Here is a 17,482-nt window from a genome sequence, read left to right as displayed (position 1 = left end):
ACCTGCTGGCCTGAAGCTCGCGATGCCGTTTGAGGCGCTCGGCCTGTCGCCGGCAGCTGTTAAGGCCTGAGAGCATATAGCCGGTCTGCTTCATGACGGTGGACCGGCTAAGCCGCAAGGTAGCAGTTGCGCCGCGTTCTGCAATCTCAGGTCATTACAGCACCTCTCCCCAAGTTCAGGCGGTATCGCGTGTAACGGCATTCGCCGAAGCGCCTCAGGGCGCCTTTCTCGACCAGATCGTGCAGGTCGCACGTTGCGGTGGGGCGTGAGGTGCCGGTGATCGCGAGGTGCTTCTCCGCGCTCAGGCCTCCCGTGAAGCCACCGGGGCCCTCACGGAACAGACGGTCAATCGCCTTCTCCTGCCGTTCGTTCATCTTGTCGCGGAAGCAATCGTAAAAGCGCGCCTTGGCGGTGTGGAAGGCGACGCGGCCGAGCGTCGTCTGCTGGGCCGCGATGATCGTTTCGGCGAAAGGTCATGCAGCCCGTCACATCGAGCGTCCGCTGATGGACCTCGAGCTGGTCGCAATATCCCTGCGATGCTGCTCGATGGTATGGCCAGCGTGATCGGCATCGGCTGCCCGGTATTCTGGAAGCGGAGGCTACCTATGCCGCTTCCGATCACTCAGCAGTTCCGCCGTTCGCCTGTCATTGCACGCCACGCTGCGACGCGGATCGAATCCTGTTGAACCGGCCCAATATCGGGCTCTTTTAATCATCCCCACCCGGGATGAGATCGTCATGACCCCGGAATTGTCGGGGTTGGGATGACGGCAGCACATCATCATCTGGGTTTTGCCCGTGGCGCGCGGATGCTGCGCACGGCGCTGGGTCCGGCGATCGCCCGGCATCTGGAAGACCCTGATGTCATCGAGGTGATGCTGAACCCGGACGGGCGGCTGTGGATTGACCGGCTCTCGGAAGGTTTGGGCGACACAGGCGAGAAGCTGTCGCCCGCTGACGGCGAGCGCATCGTGCGGCTCGTCGCGCATCATGTCGGCGCCGAGGTGCATGCGGGAGCACCGCGCGCTTCAGCCGAGCTGCCGGAGACGGGAGAACGGTTCGAGGGCCTGCTACCGCCGGTCGTCGCAGCCGCGACCTTCGCCATCCGCAAGCCCGCCGTCGCGGTGTTCACGCTCGAGGACTATGTCCGCGCCGGGATCATGTCCGCCGCACAGGCCGGCGCTTTGCGCCAGGGTGTCGCCTCTCGCGCCAATATCCTGGTAGCCGGCGGCACCTCGACGGGCAAGACCACGCTGACCAACGCGCTGCTCGCCGAGGTCGCTAAGACAGAAGATCGCGTCGTCCTCATCGAGGATACACGCGAGCTGGAATGCGCGGCGCCGAACCTCGTCGCTCTGCGCACCAAGGACGGCGTCGCCTCGCTCTCGGACCTTGTTCGTTCCGCGCTGCGGCTGCGTCCTGACCGCATCCCCATTGGCGAGGTGCGCGGCACAGAGGCGCTCGACCTGCTCAAGGCGTGGGGCACCGGCCATCCCGGCGGCATCGGCACCATCCATGCCGGCAGCGCGCTCGGCGCGCTGCGCCGCATGGAGCAACTCATCCAGGAAGCCGTCGTCACCGTCCCACGCGCGCTGATCGCCGAGACCATCAATCTCGTGGCCGTCCTCGCAGGTCGCGGTGCGGCGCGCCGGCTCATCGAACTCGGGTCTGTCGAGGGCCTCGGCCCCGATGGCGACTACTGCGTCACCCCTGTCCTTACCGGAGACCACCTATGATCCGATCGCTCCATCGCGCCGTCAGCGCGGCCCAGCTGGCCGTGTCTGCCACCTGCATGAGCCTGATGGCCACGGCCAACGCTCATGCCTCTGGCTCGTCCATGCCGTGGGAAGCGCCGCTGCAATCCATCCTCCAATCGATCGAAGGCCCGGTCGCCAAGATCATTGCCGTCATCGTCATCATCTCGACCGGGCTGGCGCTGGCCTTCGGCGACACGTCGGGCGGCTTCCGCCGGCTGATCCAGATCGTGTTCGGCCTGTCGATCGCCTTCGCCGCATCGAGCTTCTTTCTGTCCTTCTTCTCCTTCGGCGGCGGAGCGCTCGTCTGATGGCCGAGACGGTTGAGGTCCCCGGCTTCAGCGTTCCGGTCCACCGGGCGCTGACCGAGCCGATCCTGCTCGGCGGCGCACCACGCGCCACCGCCATCGTCAATGGCACGCTCGCCGGCGCCGTCGGTCTCGGCCTGCGCCTCTGGCTGGTCGGCCTCGCCATCGGAATGATCGGGCATGTTGCGGCGGTGTGGGCGGCGAAGCGCGATCCGCTTTTTGTCGAGGTGGTGCGCCGGCATCTGCGCATCCCCGCGCACCTCGTCGTCTGAGCGAGGTGCGCCGATGATGAACCTCGCCGAGTATCGCCGCCACAACCGGCGCCTTGCCGATTTCCTGCCCTGGGCAGCGCTGGTCGCGCCGGGCATCGTGCTGAACAAGGACGGCTCGTTTCAGCGGACAGTGCGTTTCCGCGGGCCGGACCTCGACAGTGCCGTACCCGCCGAGCTGGTCGCGGTCGCCGGGCGCCTCAATAATGCTTTCCGCCGCCTCGGCTCGGGATGGGCGATCTTCGTGGAGGCCCAGCGCCATGCGGCAGGGACCTATCCCGCGAGCACTTTCCCGGATGCCGCTTCCGCTTTGGTTGATGCCGAGCGGCTGGCCGACTTCGAGCACGCAGGCAGCCATTTCGAGTCGAGCTACTTTCTGACTTTCACCTTCCTGCCGCCGGCGGAGGATGCGGCACGGACCGAAGGCTGGCTTTATGAAGGGCGCGACAAGTCGGGCCTTGATCCCCATGAGACGTTGCGCGGCTTCGCCGACCGAACCGATCGGCTCCTTAACCTCATCAACGCCTTCATGCCGGAATGCCGCTGGCTCGATGACGTCGAGACACTGACCTATCTGCACAGCTGCGTCTCGACGCATCGGCATCGTGTCCGCGTGCCGGAGACGCCTATCTATCTCGACGCCCTGCTGGCCGATCAGCCGCTCACCGGCGGGCTGGAACCGCGCCTTGGCGACCAGCATCTGCGGGTGCTGACCATCACCGGCTTTCCCGCGGTGACGACCCCCGGCCTGCTCGATGAGCTGAATCGCCTGGCCTTTCCCTATCGCTGGTCGACACGGGCAATCCTGCTCGACAAGACGGATGCGGTCCGGCTGCTCACCAGGATCCGCCGCCAGTGGTTCGCCAAGCGCAAATCCATCGCCGCCATCCTGAAGGAGGTGATGACCAACGAGGCCTCCGTCCTCGTGGACTCGGATGCCGCCAACAAGGCCGAAGATGCCGATCTCGCGCTGCAGGAACTCGGCGCGGACCATGCCGGCATCGCCTATGTCACCGCGACGGTGACGGTGTGGGACGCCGACCCGCGCATCTCCGACGAGAAACTGCGTCGGGTCGAGAAGGTCATCCAGGGCCGCGACTTCACGGTGATGACCGAGACCATCAATGCCGTCGATGCCTGGCTCGGCAGCTTGCCCGGCCACGTCTATGCCAATGTCCGCCAGCCGCCGATCTCGACGCTCAATCTCGCCCACATGATCCCGCTGTCAGCGGTGTGGGCCGGCGAGAGCCGCGACGCGCATTTCGACGGACCGCCGCTGCTGTTCGGCAAGACCGAGGGCTCGACCCCATTCCGGTTCTGCCTTCATGTGGGTGATGTTGGCCACACCCTTGTCGTCGGACCCACCGGCGCGGGCAAGTCCGTGCTGCTGGCGCTGATGGCCCTACAGTTCCGCCGCTATGCGGGCGCGCAGGTGTTTACCTTTGATTTCGGCGGCTCGATCCGGGCGGCGGCGCTCGCCATGGGCGGTGACTGGCAAGATCTCGGTGGCGGGCTCAGCGAGGGGAGCGCGGAATCCGTTTCGCTCCAGCCGCTGGCGCGCGTCGATGAAGCTGCGGAACGCGCCTGGGCCGCCGACTGGCTCACAGCCATCCTCACCCGCGAAGGCGTCCCCATCACGCCGCAGGTGAAGGAACACATCTGGGCGGCGCTAACCTCGCTGGCCTCGGCGCCGGTCGAAGAGCGTACCCTGACAGGTCTCTGCGTCCTCCTGCAGTCCAATGATTTGAAGCAAGCGCTGCGTCCCTATTGCATCGGCGGCGCCTGGGGCCGGCTGCTGGATGCGGAGAGCGAGCATCTGGGATCGGCCACGGTCCAAGCCTTCGAGACCGAGGGATTGATCGGGACGGAGGCCGCGCCCGCCGTGCTGGCCTATCTGTTCCACAGGATCGAAGACCGACTCGATGGATCACCGACCCTCATCATCATCGATGAAGGCTGGCTGGCGCTGGACGATGAGGGATTCGCCGGCCAGTTGCGGGAATGGTTGAAGACGCTGCGGAAGAAGAACGCCAGCGTGATCTTCGCCACGCAGTCGCTCTCCGACATTGATGGCAGCGCCATTGCCCCGGCGATCATCGAGAGCTGCCCGACACGTCTTCTGCTTCCCAATGACCGGGCCATTGAGCCGCAGATCACCGCCATCTATCGCCGCTTCGGCCTGAACGATCGCCAGATCGAGATCCTCGCGCGGGCGACCCCGAAGCGCGACTATTACTGCCAGTCGCGTCGCGGAAACCGGCTATTCGAGCTTGGCCTGTCCGACGTGGCGTTGGCGCTGTGCGCCGCGTCCTCCAAGACGGACCAGCAGGCCATCGACAAGATCTTCGCCGAGCATGGCCGGAACGGCTTTCTTGAGGCCTGGTTGCGCCATCGCGACCTCGATTGGGCCGCTGATCTCGTCCCGAACCTTACCAATTTGATGCCCGACGACGAATGGGAGGCCCGTCCATGACCTATTACCCCGTCTCCTGCGTGGCACGGCTTGCCCTCGCAATAGTCTTGGCACCTGTTGCCGTGGTTCCACCACTCACCCAGCCCGTCAGTGCGTGGGACATCGTCTATGACCCATCAAACTATGGGCAGAACGTCCTCCAGGCGGCGCGGGCGCTGGAGCAGATCAATAACCAGATCACCTCGCTGCAGAACGAAGCGCAGATGCTGATCAACCAGGCGCGCAATCTCGCCAGCCTGCCGCACTCCTCGCTTCAACAGATCCATCAATCGGTCCAGCGCACCCAGCAGTTGCTCGTACAGGCGCAGAACATCGCTTTCGATGTCGCCCGGATCGACCAGGCCTTCCAGCAGCGCTATGGCACTATCCCGCTCTCGGCCTCCGATGCCGATCTCGTCGCCGGTGCACGCGCGCGCTGGCAGACCACCGTCGGGGGCCTGCAGGATGCGCTGCGGGTGCAGGCCGGAGTCGTCGGCAATGTCGACGCCAACCGCGCCGAGATGGCTACGCTTGTCGGCCAGAGCCAGGGTGCCACGGGCGCGCTTCAGGCCACGCAGGCCGGCAACCAGTTGCTCGCTTTGCAGTCGCAGCAGCTCTCCGACCTGATCGCGGTGATGTCCGCCAATGGGCGCGCCGCGGCGCTGTCCGAGGCGGAACGCGCGACCGCCGCCGAGCAGGGACGCGAGCAGCGCCGGCGCTTCCTCACCCCGGGCACCGGCTATCAGGCCGGCAATGCCCGCATGTTCAGCAACTGACGGGAGGCGAACATGGACGGAGTCCTGCTGGCACGGCTCGGCGCGGTGATCTTTGTGGCCATCGCCAGTACGGCTGCGGTTCTGGCGATGAGCCGTGAGGAGAAGGCGCGGGAGCCTTCACCCATTCGGACGGTCGAGGCCGCGCACGATCCTCTGCGCGATGAACAGCGCCGCTGCCAGCGGTTGGGAGAGGCTGCCGCGCAGGACGCCGCGTGCCTGAAGGTCTGGGCGCAGACGCGAGACCGGTTCCTCGGGCGTCCCGCATCGATTGTAGGTCGCTGAGATGGGCGGCACCGGCGTCATCGACAACTTCTTGGGAGTCTTCACCTCCTATATCGACAGCGGCTTTGGCCTGCTTGGCGGCGAGGTCGCCTTCATCGCGACCACGCTGATCGTCATCGACGTGACGCTGGCGGCGCTGTTCTGGTCCTGGGGCGCGGATGACGACGTCATCGCGCGGCTGATCAAGAAGACGCTGTTTGTCGGCGTCTTCGCCTACATCATCGGCAACTGGAACACCCTCGCCCGCATCGTCTTCGAGAGCTTTGCCGGGCTGGGGCTGAAGGGTTCGGGCACCGGCTTCTCGGTTGATGATCTCATGCGTCCCGGCAAAGTGGCGCAGACCGGGCTCGATGCCGGCCGCCCTCTGCTCGACTCCATCTCCGATTTGATGGGCTGGGTCGCCTTTTTCGAGAACTTCATCCAGATCGCCTGCCTGCTCTTTGCCTGGGCGCTGGTGCTGCTCTCCTTCTTCATCCTCGCCGTCCAGCTCTTCGTCACCCTGATCGAGTTCAAGCTGACGACGCTCGCCGGTTTTGTGCTGATCCCCTTCGGCCTGTTCGGCAAGACCGCCTTCATGGCCGAACGGGTGCTGGGCAATGTCGTGTCCTCCGGCATCAAGGTCATGGTGCTCGCGGTCATCATCGGCATCGGCTCGACCCTGTTCGGCCAGTTCACCGCAGGCTTCGGTGGCCAGACGCCGTCGATCGATGACGCCATGGCCATCGTGCTGGCTGCCCTTTCCCTTCTCGGTCTCGGCATCTTCGGTCCCGGCATTGCCGCCGGCCTTGTCTCCGGAGGTCCGCAGCTGAGCGCCGGGGCCGCGGTCGGCACCGGCCTTGCCGCCGGTGGCGCCATGCTGGCAGCCGGCAGCGGTGCCAGCCTCGCCGTCCGCGGCGGCGGGGCGGCGCTCTCGGCGACGGCGGCTGCGGCGCGGGGAGGCGCGACAGCCTACAGCCTCGGTTCCGCCGGGCAGTCCGGCATGGCGGGTGTCGCCTCCGGTCTCGGTAGCGTAGCGCGAGCCGCAGGCTCCGCCGCCGTCTCACCGCTCGCGAACGCCGTCAGCGGTACAGCCTCAGCCTCCTCCGCCGGCGATGTACCCGACTGGGCGAAGCGCATGAAGCGCGGTCAGTCGCTTCGCCATGGCGTCTCCGCCGCCGCCCATGCTGTGCGCTCCGGTGACAGTCCTGCCGGCGGCTCTTCCGTCTCCCTCAGTGAGAGCGACCGCTAATGAACCTCTTCAAGCGACCCGCGACCCATTACGGCACCTCGCCCGAGCCGGTCACGCCCTATCAGAAGGCAGCACAGGTCTGGGACGAGCGCATCGGCTCGGCCCGTGTGCAGGCCAAGAACTGGCGGCTAATGGCCTTTGGCAGCCTGTTCCTCTCGGCTGGCTTTGCCTCGGCGCTGATCTGGCAGTCGACGCGGGGCACCGTCGTGCCCTGGGTGGTCGAGGTCGATCGTCTTGGTCAGACGCAGGCCGTGGGGGCCGCAACTGGAGACTATCGCCCGACCGATCCGCAGATCGCCTGGCATCTTGCCCGCTTCATCGAGCAGGTGCGCAGCCTGCCGGTGGATCCGGTCATTGTGCGGCAGAACTGGCTTCGGGCCTATGAATTCACCACCGATCGGGGCGCCGCCGCGCTCAACGACTACGCCCGCGCCAACGATCCCTTCACGCGGGTCGGCAAGCAGCAGATCGCCGTCGAGGTCTCCAGCGTGATCCGGGCCTCTCCTGATTCCTTCCGCCTCGCCTGGGTCGAACGGCGCTATGAGAACGGCCAGCTCGCCGCCACCGAGCGCTGGAGCGCGATCCTGACCCTGGTGAGCCAGCCGCCGCGCGATGCCGAGCGGCTGCGCACCAATCCCCTCGGCATCTATGTCAACGCCATCAGCTGGTCGCGGGAGATGAGCCCGTGAAAACGTCCTTCCGTAAACCCGCATCTCCGGCTTTCCGCCATTCCGCCTTTGCGGTTCTCCTGCTCTCGGCGACGATGCTGGGCGGTTGCGCCTCGGCACCGAAGCCGCCGCAGATCACCTATGACAGTGAGGTCCCGGCGCTGCCGGCCGTGCCAGCCGTCGTCACGGACGAGCGTCCGCGCACGCTGCACATGCCGCCTGCCTGGACGCCGGCCAAGGGCGGCACGGATGCCAAAACGCCCATCGCCCGCGTCGAGAACGCCAATGCGGCAGCCCGCGTGGAGCCGCGCCGCGAGGGCTATTACAACGCCATCCAGATCTATCCCTGGAGCGAGGGCGCGCTCTATCAGGTCTATGCCGCGCCCGGCCAGATCACCAACATCGCACTGGAGCCGGGCGAGAGCCTGACCGGCAATGGGCCGATCGCGGCGGGCGACACCGCGCGCTGGATCATTGGCGACACCGAGAGCGGCGAAGGGGTGAACCGGCGCGTGCATGTGCTGGTGAAACCGACGCGGGCGGACATCTCCACCAACCTCGTCATTACCACCGACCGGCGCAGCTATATGATCGAGCTGCGCGCCGGCGAGAAGCCCTACATGCCGGCGGTTGCCTGGGCCTATCCGCAGGTTGCGGGAGCGCAGCGCCCCGGTGCACCGGCGGCACCGGTCATCCCCAGCTTCGCAGCCCGCAACTACCGCTACGCGCTCTCCGGCGACACGCCACCCTGGCGGCCAATGGCCGTCTATGATGACGGACGTAAGGTCTATGTCGAGTTCCCGCGTGGCATCTTGCAGGGCGAGATGCCGCCGCTCTTCGTCATTGGGGCGGATGGCGAAGCGCAGATCGTCAACAGCCGCATCCACCAGAACATCCTGATCGTCGACCGGCTGTTCGGTGCGGCCGAGCTTCGCCTCGGCGGCGGTGAGCGTCCACATAAGGTGCGGATCGAGCGCACGGACGGGAGGCCGGCATCATGAGCAGCCCCGACAATCATGACCTCGAGGCCGATCTTGCCGCTCCGACCACCGATCATGCTGGCGCCATGCGGCTGCGTCCCGAGCCGCCGCGCGTCACGCGTCTCTCGCGCAAGGTCCTCGCTGGCGCCGGGCTGGTTTTCAGCCTCGGCATAGGCGGCGCCCTGATCTATGCGCTGCAGGGTCGCGACAAGGGCACCGGAGGTGAGGAGCTCTATTCCACCCGGAACCGCTCCACCGCCGATGGCCTTGCCGGCCTGCCGCGCGATTACACCGGCCCCATCCTTGGACCGCCTCTACCCGGCGATCTCGGCCGACCGATCCTTGATGCACAGAACCGCGGCCAGCCCGTCGTGCCGCCGACAATGACAGCGCCACAGGTCGATCCCGAGCAGCAGCGGCGTCTTGCGGAACAGGAAGCCGCGCGGACCAGTCGCGTATTCTTCCAGGCGGCGCAGGCCCGCGCGCCGGCGTCGTCAGTGACGAGTGCGTCCGGCTTCAGCGGCCTTGGCGCCGTCGGGCCCGGCGGTACACCTTCAGCCCAGGATCGCCAGCTTGCCTTCCTCAATGCCGCCGTGGATCGGCGCGTCGTCGCATCCGATCGCGTCATGGCGCCGGCATCGCCTTATGTGCTGCAGGCGGGCGCCGTCATCCCGGCCGCGCTGATCACCGGCATCCGCTCCGATTTGCCCGGCCCGATCACCGCCCAGGTGACCGAGAACATCTATGACAGCCCTACCGGTCGCATCCTGATCATCCCGCAGGGCACGCGGCTGCTGGGCCAATACGACAACGGTGTCGCCTTCGGTCAGCGCCGGATCCTGCTGGTCTGGAACCGGCTGATCTTCCCCAATGGCCGCTCCATCGTGCTGGAGCGCCAGCCCGGCACGGACGCGCAGGGCTATGCCGGCCTCGAGGACGACGTCGACATGCATTGGTGGGACCTCGCCAAGGCGGTCGGGCTCTCGACGCTGCTCTCCGTAAGCGCCGAACTCGCCATGGATGATGAGGACGAACTGATCCAGGCGCTGCAGAGCGGGGCGCAGGACACCATCAACGATGCCGGCCAGGAGATCATCCGCCGGCAGCTGCAGGTCGCCCCGACCCTGACCATCCGGCCGGGATTCCCGGTGCGGGTCATGGTCACCCGTGACCTCGTGCTCGAACCTTACAGGTACTGACTATGGCGAAGCTCAAACTCGGACCCATCACGAGCGACAAGCCGGTGAGGGTGGTTCTGTCACTACCCGGCGCACTGCACCGCGATCTTGTTGCCTATGCCGAGGTGCTCGCGCGGGAAACCGGGGAGCCGGCCACCGATCCAGTAAAGCTCATCGTGCCCATGCTGGAGCGTTTCATCGCCACCGATCGCGAGTTCGCCAAGGCGCGAAGGGCCACGAATGCCAATCAGACTGCTACGTCTTCAGCCGCCTCGCTCGCATCATTGAGCGAGCGACGCTGAGCGGCGTTCGGACGGCCGGGTTATATTTGTTGGGAGAATAGACTACCGGAAACGACACGAAGTCGTCTGCTGAAGGGCGACACGTCAACACCGGCCATGTTAATGATGAGTTTCGACTGAATTACGAGCACGATTCCTTTTCCGATCGCGCCGAAGCCTAGCACTCAAGAAGATTAATTCCCATATTATCTGGCCCGCGAGATCGAGTTGTTGCCCAAATTGGCTCTTTCCGTCAACAGATCGACGATTCTCAACTTCAGATTTAGATCGTCCACCCGCAGAAGAAGCCTCATAATATCGACATCGAGCCGACGGACACGGTCCGCATTCTGCTCCCACCCCTGAACGATAAGGCGTGCGGCAGGGTCATCGACCTCAGTGAAGAAATATCCAATATCTCGATTCAAGACGCGGGCCATTCGCAGCAACGAACTGGCCGTCACGCGATTGAGAGCTCTCTCATACTTCTGGACTTGCTGAAATGTAACGCCAACCGCACTACCCAACTCGGACTGCGACAAACCCGCCTCGACACGAGCCAGCCGCAATCGCAGCGCAATGAGGTGATCAACCTCGTGAATACGGCGCGCTGTCTTTACATTCGCACGCTTCTTGCTTACGCTCTGCATGACTAATCCAGTCATGGCGGGCATCTGAAGATTAGGCCCGCTCGTCGAAGGATTCTTTATTCTATTTTATCACAAGCCTCAAGAAAGCCTCCCGCACAGAACAGGCGCGCTAACCATCGCAGCGCACCTCCATCGCACCTTCACTCCGCGTGGACGTCTCCCGCGTCCTCAGCTCGGATAACAGGGCGGAGACCGCCACGTCGAGACAATAGGCCGGGAAGTCAGCCCCGAGTGCAGCTGCGTCATTGCGGGCGAAAGCCACCATGCGCATGAGAGCGAGGAACTGCTCGCGCACCGGCTCGCAGGCTGTGCTGGTTTGGGTATTCACCTTGATACGCTTCATTCGAACTCTCCTGGCAGGTGTGATCTGAACGATTGTCGTTGGAATCAGCGGGATTCGCCCGCTGGCGGAAGGCCGGGCTAGCCGGTAAACCCGACGCGCGCGGCCGCGACGGCGGCGGCAGCATTGATGCAGCCATAGCCGAAATATTGAGAATGGCCGGAAGCGTCGTAGTTCTCCGGATCACCGATCCGCCGGGCTGTCCGCTCCAGTATCGATCGCAATTCGCCCGGGCTCAGATGAGGCGCCGCCGAGAGGATGAGGGCGCAGATGCCGGCAACCAGGGCACATGAACCGGAGGTCCCGCCGAACCGCGCGTAGTAGTCCGCCGGGTCATGTCGGCCTGACGGGGCCTCCCCAAAGACGATCGGAGACCCGCTCACGTCATCCGTGACGATGGCCCAACCGCCGCCGCCGCCCGATGGCGCACAAACGGAGATCTCCCTGCCGAAATTCGACATATCCGAACGCTGATCAAGGCTGGTGGAGGAGGAGATGGCGATGACGTCGGGATGGACGGCGAAGCCGTTGTAGTGCGTCGCGTCGTTGATGCTGACATTGGAATTGCCGGCCGCGAACAACACGGCGGCGCCCTTGCCGCCACGACCCCGTCGAGCACAATCCGAGATCGCGTTGGCGATACGCTGGCTCATCGGATAGAGCGCCGCCGCCGGACCCCAGCTGCAACTGACGACCCAGGCGCCATTGGCACTTAAATAGCCAAAGGCGCGCGCCAGCTCGTCGGTACGAAGGTCGGGTCCAATGCGCACCGGCATAATACGCGCGTTCGGTGCTGCTCCGACGATATCGCCAGCCTCGGCGCGCCCCGCGGCGACGCCAGCGCAGGCCGTGCCGTGCCGATTGGACATTTCGGCCAGCGTATCCGGTGCAGCGAGGTCGGGAGAGCTGCGCGTTGCATCCCAGGGCAATACTTCCTTGCCACGTAAATCGGGATGCCGAAAATCGAAGCCGTCGTCAATAATGCCAATGATAGCGGCATCGGATCCCCGGTTGCCGAGCGCATACCAAGCCTCCACGACGCGCGCGTCAGCGCCTGCCTTGTACCCGAAGCTTCGTCCCGCGTGGCTGCCGGTATTATTGAGATGCCAATGGCGATCGAACAGCCGGTCGGAAAGCTGAAAAGGCTGCCGCAGAGTCACAAGATCCGGTTCGGCCACAGCGACGACGTGTTCGTCCTGCAAGCGCGCGGAAACGAGCACGGGATCAGCCCGGGTGCCGACCGTCACATATCCTCCGGATTCGGCTCTGAGGGCTACTAGAGCGTGCCGTACAAGAACGGCGTTGATATCCGCCACCCTGGCGCCCGGGACAAACGACAGATAGATTGTGCCGATCGGCACAAACGGCACGCCATCAGTCGAAGTGTAATAGACCGGAGCTTGCCGGATGCCCGGCCGCATATGTGCGATCTCCCCGCACACCTCGTTCTGCCGGTGAGATCCTGCGCATATCTCAAGAAGTTCGAAGTTTCCGATCATGCCGCAATGAGTGGCCAGGCGTCGGATCTCGCGGGAGGAAAGCTGATCTTCGAACGTTTCTTGGCGTCCTGGCGACGCGCATAGGGCGACAAGGTCGTCACTGCGTATAAGCGTCGTTTCCCTGCCTGCAAACTTGAGCACCTGTGTCGTCGACATGGGTTTCCCTCATGCTCTGCCGGGACGGCGCGGCAGCAATCCATCTGCCAAGCTTGGCGCGGGTGGCGTTACTCCTCCGTTACACACACTATGGCACCGCATTGACATTGTGCCCGCGGACCGGCTTTGATCTTGCCAGAACTTGGTAGGCCCAGGTCTTCCATTGAGATCGAGCGATGAGCGGTAAGACCAATCTGCTTATTCAATTGCTTGGCTCTCCGAAGGTCGCTACGGAGGCGAAGCATTCGCCCGCCTTTCCGACGCGCGGACTCGGCCTCCTCGCCCTACTGGCGACGAGTCCGGGACAAGCGATGGGCCGGGCGCAGGCTGCCGCGCACTTGTGGGAAAGCCGTGACACCTCAACGAATTTCGGCAATCTTCGCCAGTTGTTATTCCGGATGTCGCGGGCTATGCCTGAGTTCGCGTCACTCCTCCAGGTTGACGACAAGATCATCCGCATTGCCTTGCCCGAGGCGATCGACGTATGCCGCTTTCTCTCATTGCAGGAGCTGGTAAGCGAAGTGGCTGCCCGCCAGTTGATGTCGCTTTATCGCGGCGACTTGCTGCAAAATGTCGAACTGGATGGCTTGCCCTCGCCAGAGCCCCTCATGGTCGCTCGAGCCTATCTGCGGGAGCGGTACTTCAGCTTCATTAACAGTGCCATCATGGGATTGACCCACTATGGGCACGCCAACCAGGCGCTGCTGCTCGACCTCGAACATCATGCGCTCGGCATCGACAGCGGCAGGGAGGAAGTTTATCGCGCCTTGGTGGCCGCTTATGGCGCCATCGGCCGCGCCGACGAGGCGAGGCGGGTATTTGCCAAGCTGACCGCCGTCCTTCGGCAGGATGGTTCCGGCACCCCCGAACTCGCCACGCGCGCCTCTCTTACGCGCGCGACCATCCGAACAATCGAGGTGCAGCCAAGTCCGAACGCGCGGCGATACGACGGCAGGTACAGCCCTGAGATACCGCGGGTCGCGCTGCTTGCGCCGAGATGGGTGAACGGAGCCGCCAGCAGCAATTTCCTGCGGGCCTTTGTCGAGGACACCGCCAATGAGCTGGCGCGACACCGAACAGTTACTGCGCTGGCCGCGCACAGCTCTTTTGGTGCTACCAGCGACGGCGGCATGATCGAGGACAACTCGCAGCTGCGCGCGGATTACGCCGTGAGCAGCTTTGTCCGCCCCGGTGAAGGAGAGCTTTCGGTCAGACTGGTCAACAACACCTCGGGCGCCATTGTCTGGGCGGGTGAATACCCGCTCGGCCAGAGACTGGCTGTTTCGTCAAACCGAATACTGGTGGCACGGATCGTCGCGGCGCTGACCGAGGCGGTTATGAACGATCGTCTGTTCGCCGCGCGGCGCAGCGAGGACGCTTCCGCCTATGTCAGCTTTCTCAAGGCGCAGCTTGCGCTGAAAACCTGTGATCTTCGCTCGGTGAGACGGGCACGCCGTCTGTTCAGCGAGGCAATTTCCCAGGACGACAGGTTCGCCGACGCCTATTCGGGGGCGTCCTGTTCGCTGTACCTGGAGTGGCTTCTGCTTGGCGGCAACGATCCCAGGCTGCTGTCGCAAGCACGGGAATTGTCAGACCTCGCGATCCAGCAGGATCCGGAAAACTCGACGGGTTACTGGCGCCGGGCTATGGTGGCTTTATACCAGCGACATTTCGATGACTCGCAGCGCTATTTCGAGCTGGCCGAGGAACGGCACCCGAACTCGGCCGACATCCTCTTGGATCACAGCGATGCCATGGGATTTGTCGGGGACGCCAATATGGCATGGCGCACGTTCGAGCGTGCGCTGGACCTGAATCCCTCTCCCCCTGATCACTACTGGTGGGCGGGCGCCAGCATCGCCTTCTCTCAGGCGGACTACGGCAAAGCCATCGCCCTGTGCGGCAAGCTTGCCAGCGAGGAGTCCGTGCTTCGCCTCCTGGCCGCAAGCCATGGCCAACTCGGCAACATCAGCGAGGCGCGGGAATACGGCGACCGGCTTCGGGAAGCTTATCCGACCGAAACCGCGGAGAGCATGACACGTCTGCAACCGCACCGGACCAAGGCCGACATGCAGCCATTCATCGAGGGATTGCGGGTGGCAGGGATCAAGTAATTACCGACAAATGGGGGTTCCAATGATTGAGACGACGTCCAGCAAGCCGTCACGTGCGTTCATCATCGGTGACAAGGATCACGGCCTCACCATCGTCATCACGGATCCTGTGATGGTCGTCCACTATTCCAAGGACGACCTTGCCAACCCCGCCATCAATCAGATGGTCGGCGTCGATACCTCGACGGTGATGGCCGGCGTGGTCCAGGAGCTCGTGCCCTTCATGCGCGGTGTTGACCTCGACACGCTGAAACAGCGGCAGAATGAGGTTCGGGGCGGCCAGCACGGCAATTTCAGCCTGGCCGAGGAAGAGCGGATGTTCGCCGAACTTCACAACGCCGAATCTATCGCCCGCATCATCCGCAACAACGGCACGGTATGCGACGTCGACTTCTGCGTGGCGCTCGACATTGATCCTGCCGGCATCGTCGCGCGCGGTCGCAGCACCGGCCCAGCCGTTGAAATCCGGGACTATCTGAAGGCCTACGGCGAGGACGGTTCCCGGACAGTACCCGGCGAGTCGCAGACATTCGTCATCAGCAACCTGCTCACCGACAATCTCCGGCCGCTTGAGCCCTGGGTCGACCCCAGAAGTGGACAGTAGGCAATGCTCTCTGCGGCTGCGGAGCTGGCCGAGGCGAACGCACGCCTTCTAGCGTTGCGCGAACGGGGGCCCGACCAGGGCTGGCCGCGCTCCGGAAGGCTCGAACGATCGCAACTTGAGCCGTTCGTTGGACATTTGGGCATTACGCGCGTGGCGGACCTGACGGATCTGGACGTTCTCGGCATTCCGGTCTGGTCGGCCATACGCCCCGGCTCACGCTCTTTGTGCGTTTCGGCTGGCAAAGGCATCTCACACGATGTCGCCTGGACCTCAGCGGTCCTCGAGAGCGCCGAGCAGGCCCTGGCCGAGGACGCCCCGGCGCTGGTGTCGGTGGTGTGCAGCCCGCGGGAACTGGCTCGCAAGGGCCTGCTCAGCGTGCCTCTCGAGCGACAATCGCGCTGCGCGGCCAGCTGGCTCCCGCTCGACAGGGAGTTGGCGTGGGTGAAGGGGCTGTCCTGGAGAACGGGCGAGTGGGTCTACGCGCCGTATGAACTCGTAGGTATGGATATGGCCACGGAGGCACCTTGGAATACGCAACAGTTCCGGGTTTCATCCGTGGGGCTAGCGTCGGGGGCCGACCTGGAGAGTGCAATCACCCACGGTCTTTCCGAATTGGTGGAAGACGACGCGATCTTCGCCACGCTTCTCCCCAGTGAGGTGCACGCGTCCCCGCTGGACTTCGATCTCGAACGCGGCCGCGGCCTCCAGGCTCTGGTCGAGCGGCTCGCCGCACATGGTCTGGAGGCACAGTTTGCCCGGGCGCCCACCGACTTGAAGCTCCCGGTCGTCCTCGCGGCGCTAGTGTCCCTCGGCAATCAGGGTGAGACTCGCAATTATTTCTGCGGCTCCGCCTGCGACACCGAGCTTGAATCGGCGGCTCTCAGCGCATTGCTGGAGGCGGTGCAATGCCGCGGCATCTTCGTGTCGGGCGCGCGCGACGATCTCTACGCCGATGACTATCGCGCGACCTTGCCAACCGGCACCCAGGGCCTCTTCCAAGCCTGCCGATTTGTCACCGGCGCCGACGGCTATGCCAGTCGTCCCAACCCGTCGGACGTTCTAACGGGCGTGCTCGATGCCGCGGAGCGGGACGTCTATGTCTTTCCTCTTGGCGGCCGCCGTTTCGGCTTCGATGCCGTCCGTGTCCTCGCCGATGATCTCGTGAGCGTCCACGCACCTGTCGGATATGCCCGACGCGGGCGTGCTGCGGGTAACCTGCTGCGCCGATGGGCTTCATCATGAGACCCATCTTATTCATAGGACCAAGCCTGCCTGGCCTCCGATCAGCGAGCCTAGGGGTCGATTTGGCACCGCCGGCCGGATGCGGCGACATCATGCGCGCCGTCCTGGATGGACGACGTACGATCGGGCTGGTCGACGGCACGTTCGAATCCGGCCCGGCGGTCTGGCACAAGGAAATACTGTTTGCCCTTGCCGCCGGCTGCAGGGTCCTCGGGGCCGCCAGCATGGGCGCGTTGCGCGCCGCCGAGTGCTGGCAAGACGGTATGATCGGCGTCGGCACGATCTTCGAGGACTACCGATCCGGTCGCCGCAGTGCCGATGCCGATGTGGCCCTGGTGTATGGCCCGGCGGAACTCGGCTATATCCCCTGCAGCGTTCCCCTGGTCGATGTCGACGACGTGGCCGCCCGTGCCCGGCTGGCGGGCGTCATCGATATGGCCGAGGCGGCCGCGCTAAACGCCGCGTCGCGTCGGCTCCACTTTAAGCTGAGAAGCTGGGACGCCGTACTCGAGGGCTTCGACGCCAGGGTCCGCTCGCGGATCATGGCCTGGCTCGCAGGGGATGGCCCGGGGGCCAAGAGCCGAGACGCGCAGGCATTGATCGATCAGCTCATCCTTCCGGGAACCGGTCCCGGGAGGGTCCCGAGCGCCTTTCTGCATACCCAATTCTCAAGTCGTCTCCTCTCTAGCCTGCGAGCCTGA

Annotated in this window: 19 protein-coding genes; 15 read left to right on the top strand and 4 right to left on the bottom strand. The window is 64.7% G+C overall.

From position 1 onward, the window contains the following. Positions 1–146: 146 nt before the first annotated feature. Positions 147–374: a hypothetical protein gene (locus ACO07Z_RS16905; RefSeq protein WP_421699761.1), complete on the bottom strand. Its 228-nt coding sequence runs from the start codon at positions 372–374 to the stop codon at positions 147–149. 390 nt (positions 375–764) lie between these two features. Here ACO07Z_RS16905 and trbB point away from each other — a divergent pair, with 390 nt between their 5' ends. From trbB to ACO07Z_RS16850, 11 genes are read left to right on the top strand one after another with little or no spacing between them, the layout of a single operon-like run. Beyond that, entirely contained in the window at positions 765–1,736 is a 972-nt protein-coding gene (gene trbB, locus ACO07Z_RS16900; protein ID WP_421699760.1) for a P-type conjugative transfer ATPase TrbB, read from the top strand. Beyond that, on the top strand, positions 1,733–2,065 hold the full coding sequence (locus tag ACO07Z_RS16895; RefSeq protein WP_421699759.1) for a TrbC/VirB2 family protein: 333 nt from the start codon (positions 1,733–1,735) through the stop codon (positions 2,063–2,065). Before trbB ends, ACO07Z_RS16895 begins: the two co-directional genes overlap by 4 nt. Beyond that, positions 2,065–2,334 (top strand): VirB3 family type IV secretion system protein, encoded by a 270-nt coding sequence (locus tag ACO07Z_RS16890; protein WP_421699758.1) that lies wholly within the window; start codon positions 2,065–2,067, stop codon positions 2,332–2,334. Before ACO07Z_RS16895 ends, ACO07Z_RS16890 begins: the two co-directional genes overlap by 1 nt. 13 nt (positions 2,335–2,347) lie before the next feature. Next, the gene (gene trbE / locus ACO07Z_RS16885) at positions 2,348–4,804 is read left to right on the top strand and encodes a conjugal transfer protein TrbE (protein ID WP_421699757.1); all 2,457 of its coding nucleotides are present in this window, start codon (positions 2,348–2,350) and stop codon (positions 4,802–4,804) included. Further along, on the top strand, positions 4,801–5,559 hold the full coding sequence (gene trbJ, locus ACO07Z_RS16880) for a P-type conjugative transfer protein TrbJ (RefSeq protein ID WP_421699756.1): 759 nt from the start codon (positions 4,801–4,803) through the stop codon (positions 5,557–5,559). Before trbE ends, trbJ begins: the two co-directional genes overlap by 4 nt. Positions 5,560–5,571: 12 nt before the next feature. Continuing rightward, positions 5,572–5,841 (top strand): putative entry exclusion protein TrbK-alt, encoded by a 270-nt coding sequence (trbK-alt, locus tag ACO07Z_RS16875; RefSeq protein ID WP_421699755.1) that lies wholly within the window; start codon positions 5,572–5,574, stop codon positions 5,839–5,841. A 1-nt stretch (position 5,842) separates the two neighbouring features. Continuing rightward, a complete protein-coding gene (gene trbL, locus ACO07Z_RS16870; protein WP_421699754.1) occupies positions 5,843–7,069 on the top strand; it encodes a P-type conjugative transfer protein TrbL in 1,227 nt (408 codons plus the stop codon). Next, positions 7,069–7,758, top strand: a complete 690-nt coding sequence (gene trbF / locus ACO07Z_RS16865; protein ID WP_421699753.1) for a conjugal transfer protein TrbF — start codon at positions 7,069–7,071, stop codon at positions 7,756–7,758. Before trbL ends, trbF begins: the two co-directional genes overlap by 1 nt. After that, a complete protein-coding gene (trbG, locus tag ACO07Z_RS16860) occupies positions 7,755–8,738 on the top strand; it encodes a P-type conjugative transfer protein TrbG (protein WP_421699752.1) in 984 nt (327 codons plus the stop codon). The genes trbF and trbG overlap by 4 nt, the downstream gene beginning before the upstream one ends. After that, a complete protein-coding gene (locus ACO07Z_RS16855) occupies positions 8,735–9,916 on the top strand; it encodes a TrbI/VirB10 family protein (RefSeq protein WP_421699751.1) in 1,182 nt (393 codons plus the stop codon). The genes trbG and ACO07Z_RS16855 overlap by 4 nt, the downstream gene beginning before the upstream one ends. Before the next feature lie 2 nt (positions 9,917–9,918). Beyond that, positions 9,919–10,197, top strand: coding sequence for a DUF2274 domain-containing protein (locus ACO07Z_RS16850; RefSeq protein ID WP_421699750.1), 279 nt, complete (start codon positions 9,919–9,921; stop codon positions 10,195–10,197). Between the two features lie 185 nt (positions 10,198–10,382). Here ACO07Z_RS16850 and ACO07Z_RS16845 read toward each other — a convergent pair whose 3' ends face one another. The 3 genes from ACO07Z_RS16845 to ACO07Z_RS16835 form a co-directional block, all read right to left on the bottom strand. Beyond that, entirely contained in the window at positions 10,383–10,826 is a 444-nt protein-coding gene (locus tag ACO07Z_RS16845; RefSeq protein WP_421699749.1) for a helix-turn-helix domain-containing protein, read from the bottom strand. A 109-nt stretch (positions 10,827–10,935) separates the two neighbouring features. Further along, positions 10,936–11,169, bottom strand: coding sequence for a hypothetical protein (locus ACO07Z_RS16840; RefSeq protein ID WP_421699748.1), 234 nt, complete (start codon positions 11,167–11,169; stop codon positions 10,936–10,938). Between the two features lie 77 nt (positions 11,170–11,246). After that, positions 11,247–12,821 (bottom strand): S8 family serine peptidase, encoded by a 1,575-nt coding sequence (locus ACO07Z_RS16835; protein ID WP_421699747.1) that lies wholly within the window; start codon positions 12,819–12,821, stop codon positions 11,247–11,249. A gap of 176 nt (positions 12,822–12,997) precedes the next feature. Between ACO07Z_RS16835 and ACO07Z_RS16830 the strand changes: the two genes are divergently transcribed. From ACO07Z_RS16830 to ACO07Z_RS16815, 4 genes are all read left to right on the top strand, one after another. Next, positions 12,998–14,935 carry a BTAD domain-containing putative transcriptional regulator gene (locus ACO07Z_RS16830; protein ID WP_421699746.1) on the top strand — a complete coding sequence of 646 codons (1,938 nt, stop codon included), beginning with the start codon at positions 12,998–13,000 and terminating at the stop codon, positions 14,933–14,935. A gap of 22 nt (positions 14,936–14,957) precedes the next feature. Beyond that, a complete protein-coding gene (locus tag ACO07Z_RS16825; RefSeq protein WP_421699745.1) occupies positions 14,958–15,539 on the top strand; it encodes a hypothetical protein in 582 nt (193 codons plus the stop codon). Positions 15,540–15,542: 3 nt separating this feature from the next. Further along, positions 15,543–16,781, top strand: coding sequence for a YcaO-like family protein (locus ACO07Z_RS16820; RefSeq protein ID WP_421699744.1), 1,239 nt, complete (start codon positions 15,543–15,545; stop codon positions 16,779–16,781). Positions 16,782–16,873: 92 nt separating this feature from the next. Next, complete coding sequence (locus ACO07Z_RS16815; protein WP_421699743.1) at positions 16,874–17,482, top strand: TfuA-like protein; 609 nt, start codon at positions 16,874–16,876, stop codon at positions 17,480–17,482.

Source organism: Ancylobacter sp. (genome assembly GCF_965229075.1).
Classification (GTDB): domain Bacteria; phylum Pseudomonadota; class Alphaproteobacteria; order Rhizobiales; family Xanthobacteraceae; genus Ancylobacter.
The sequence above is the reverse complement of the archived record's forward strand: the minus strand, read 5'-3'. Positions and strand labels throughout refer to the sequence as shown.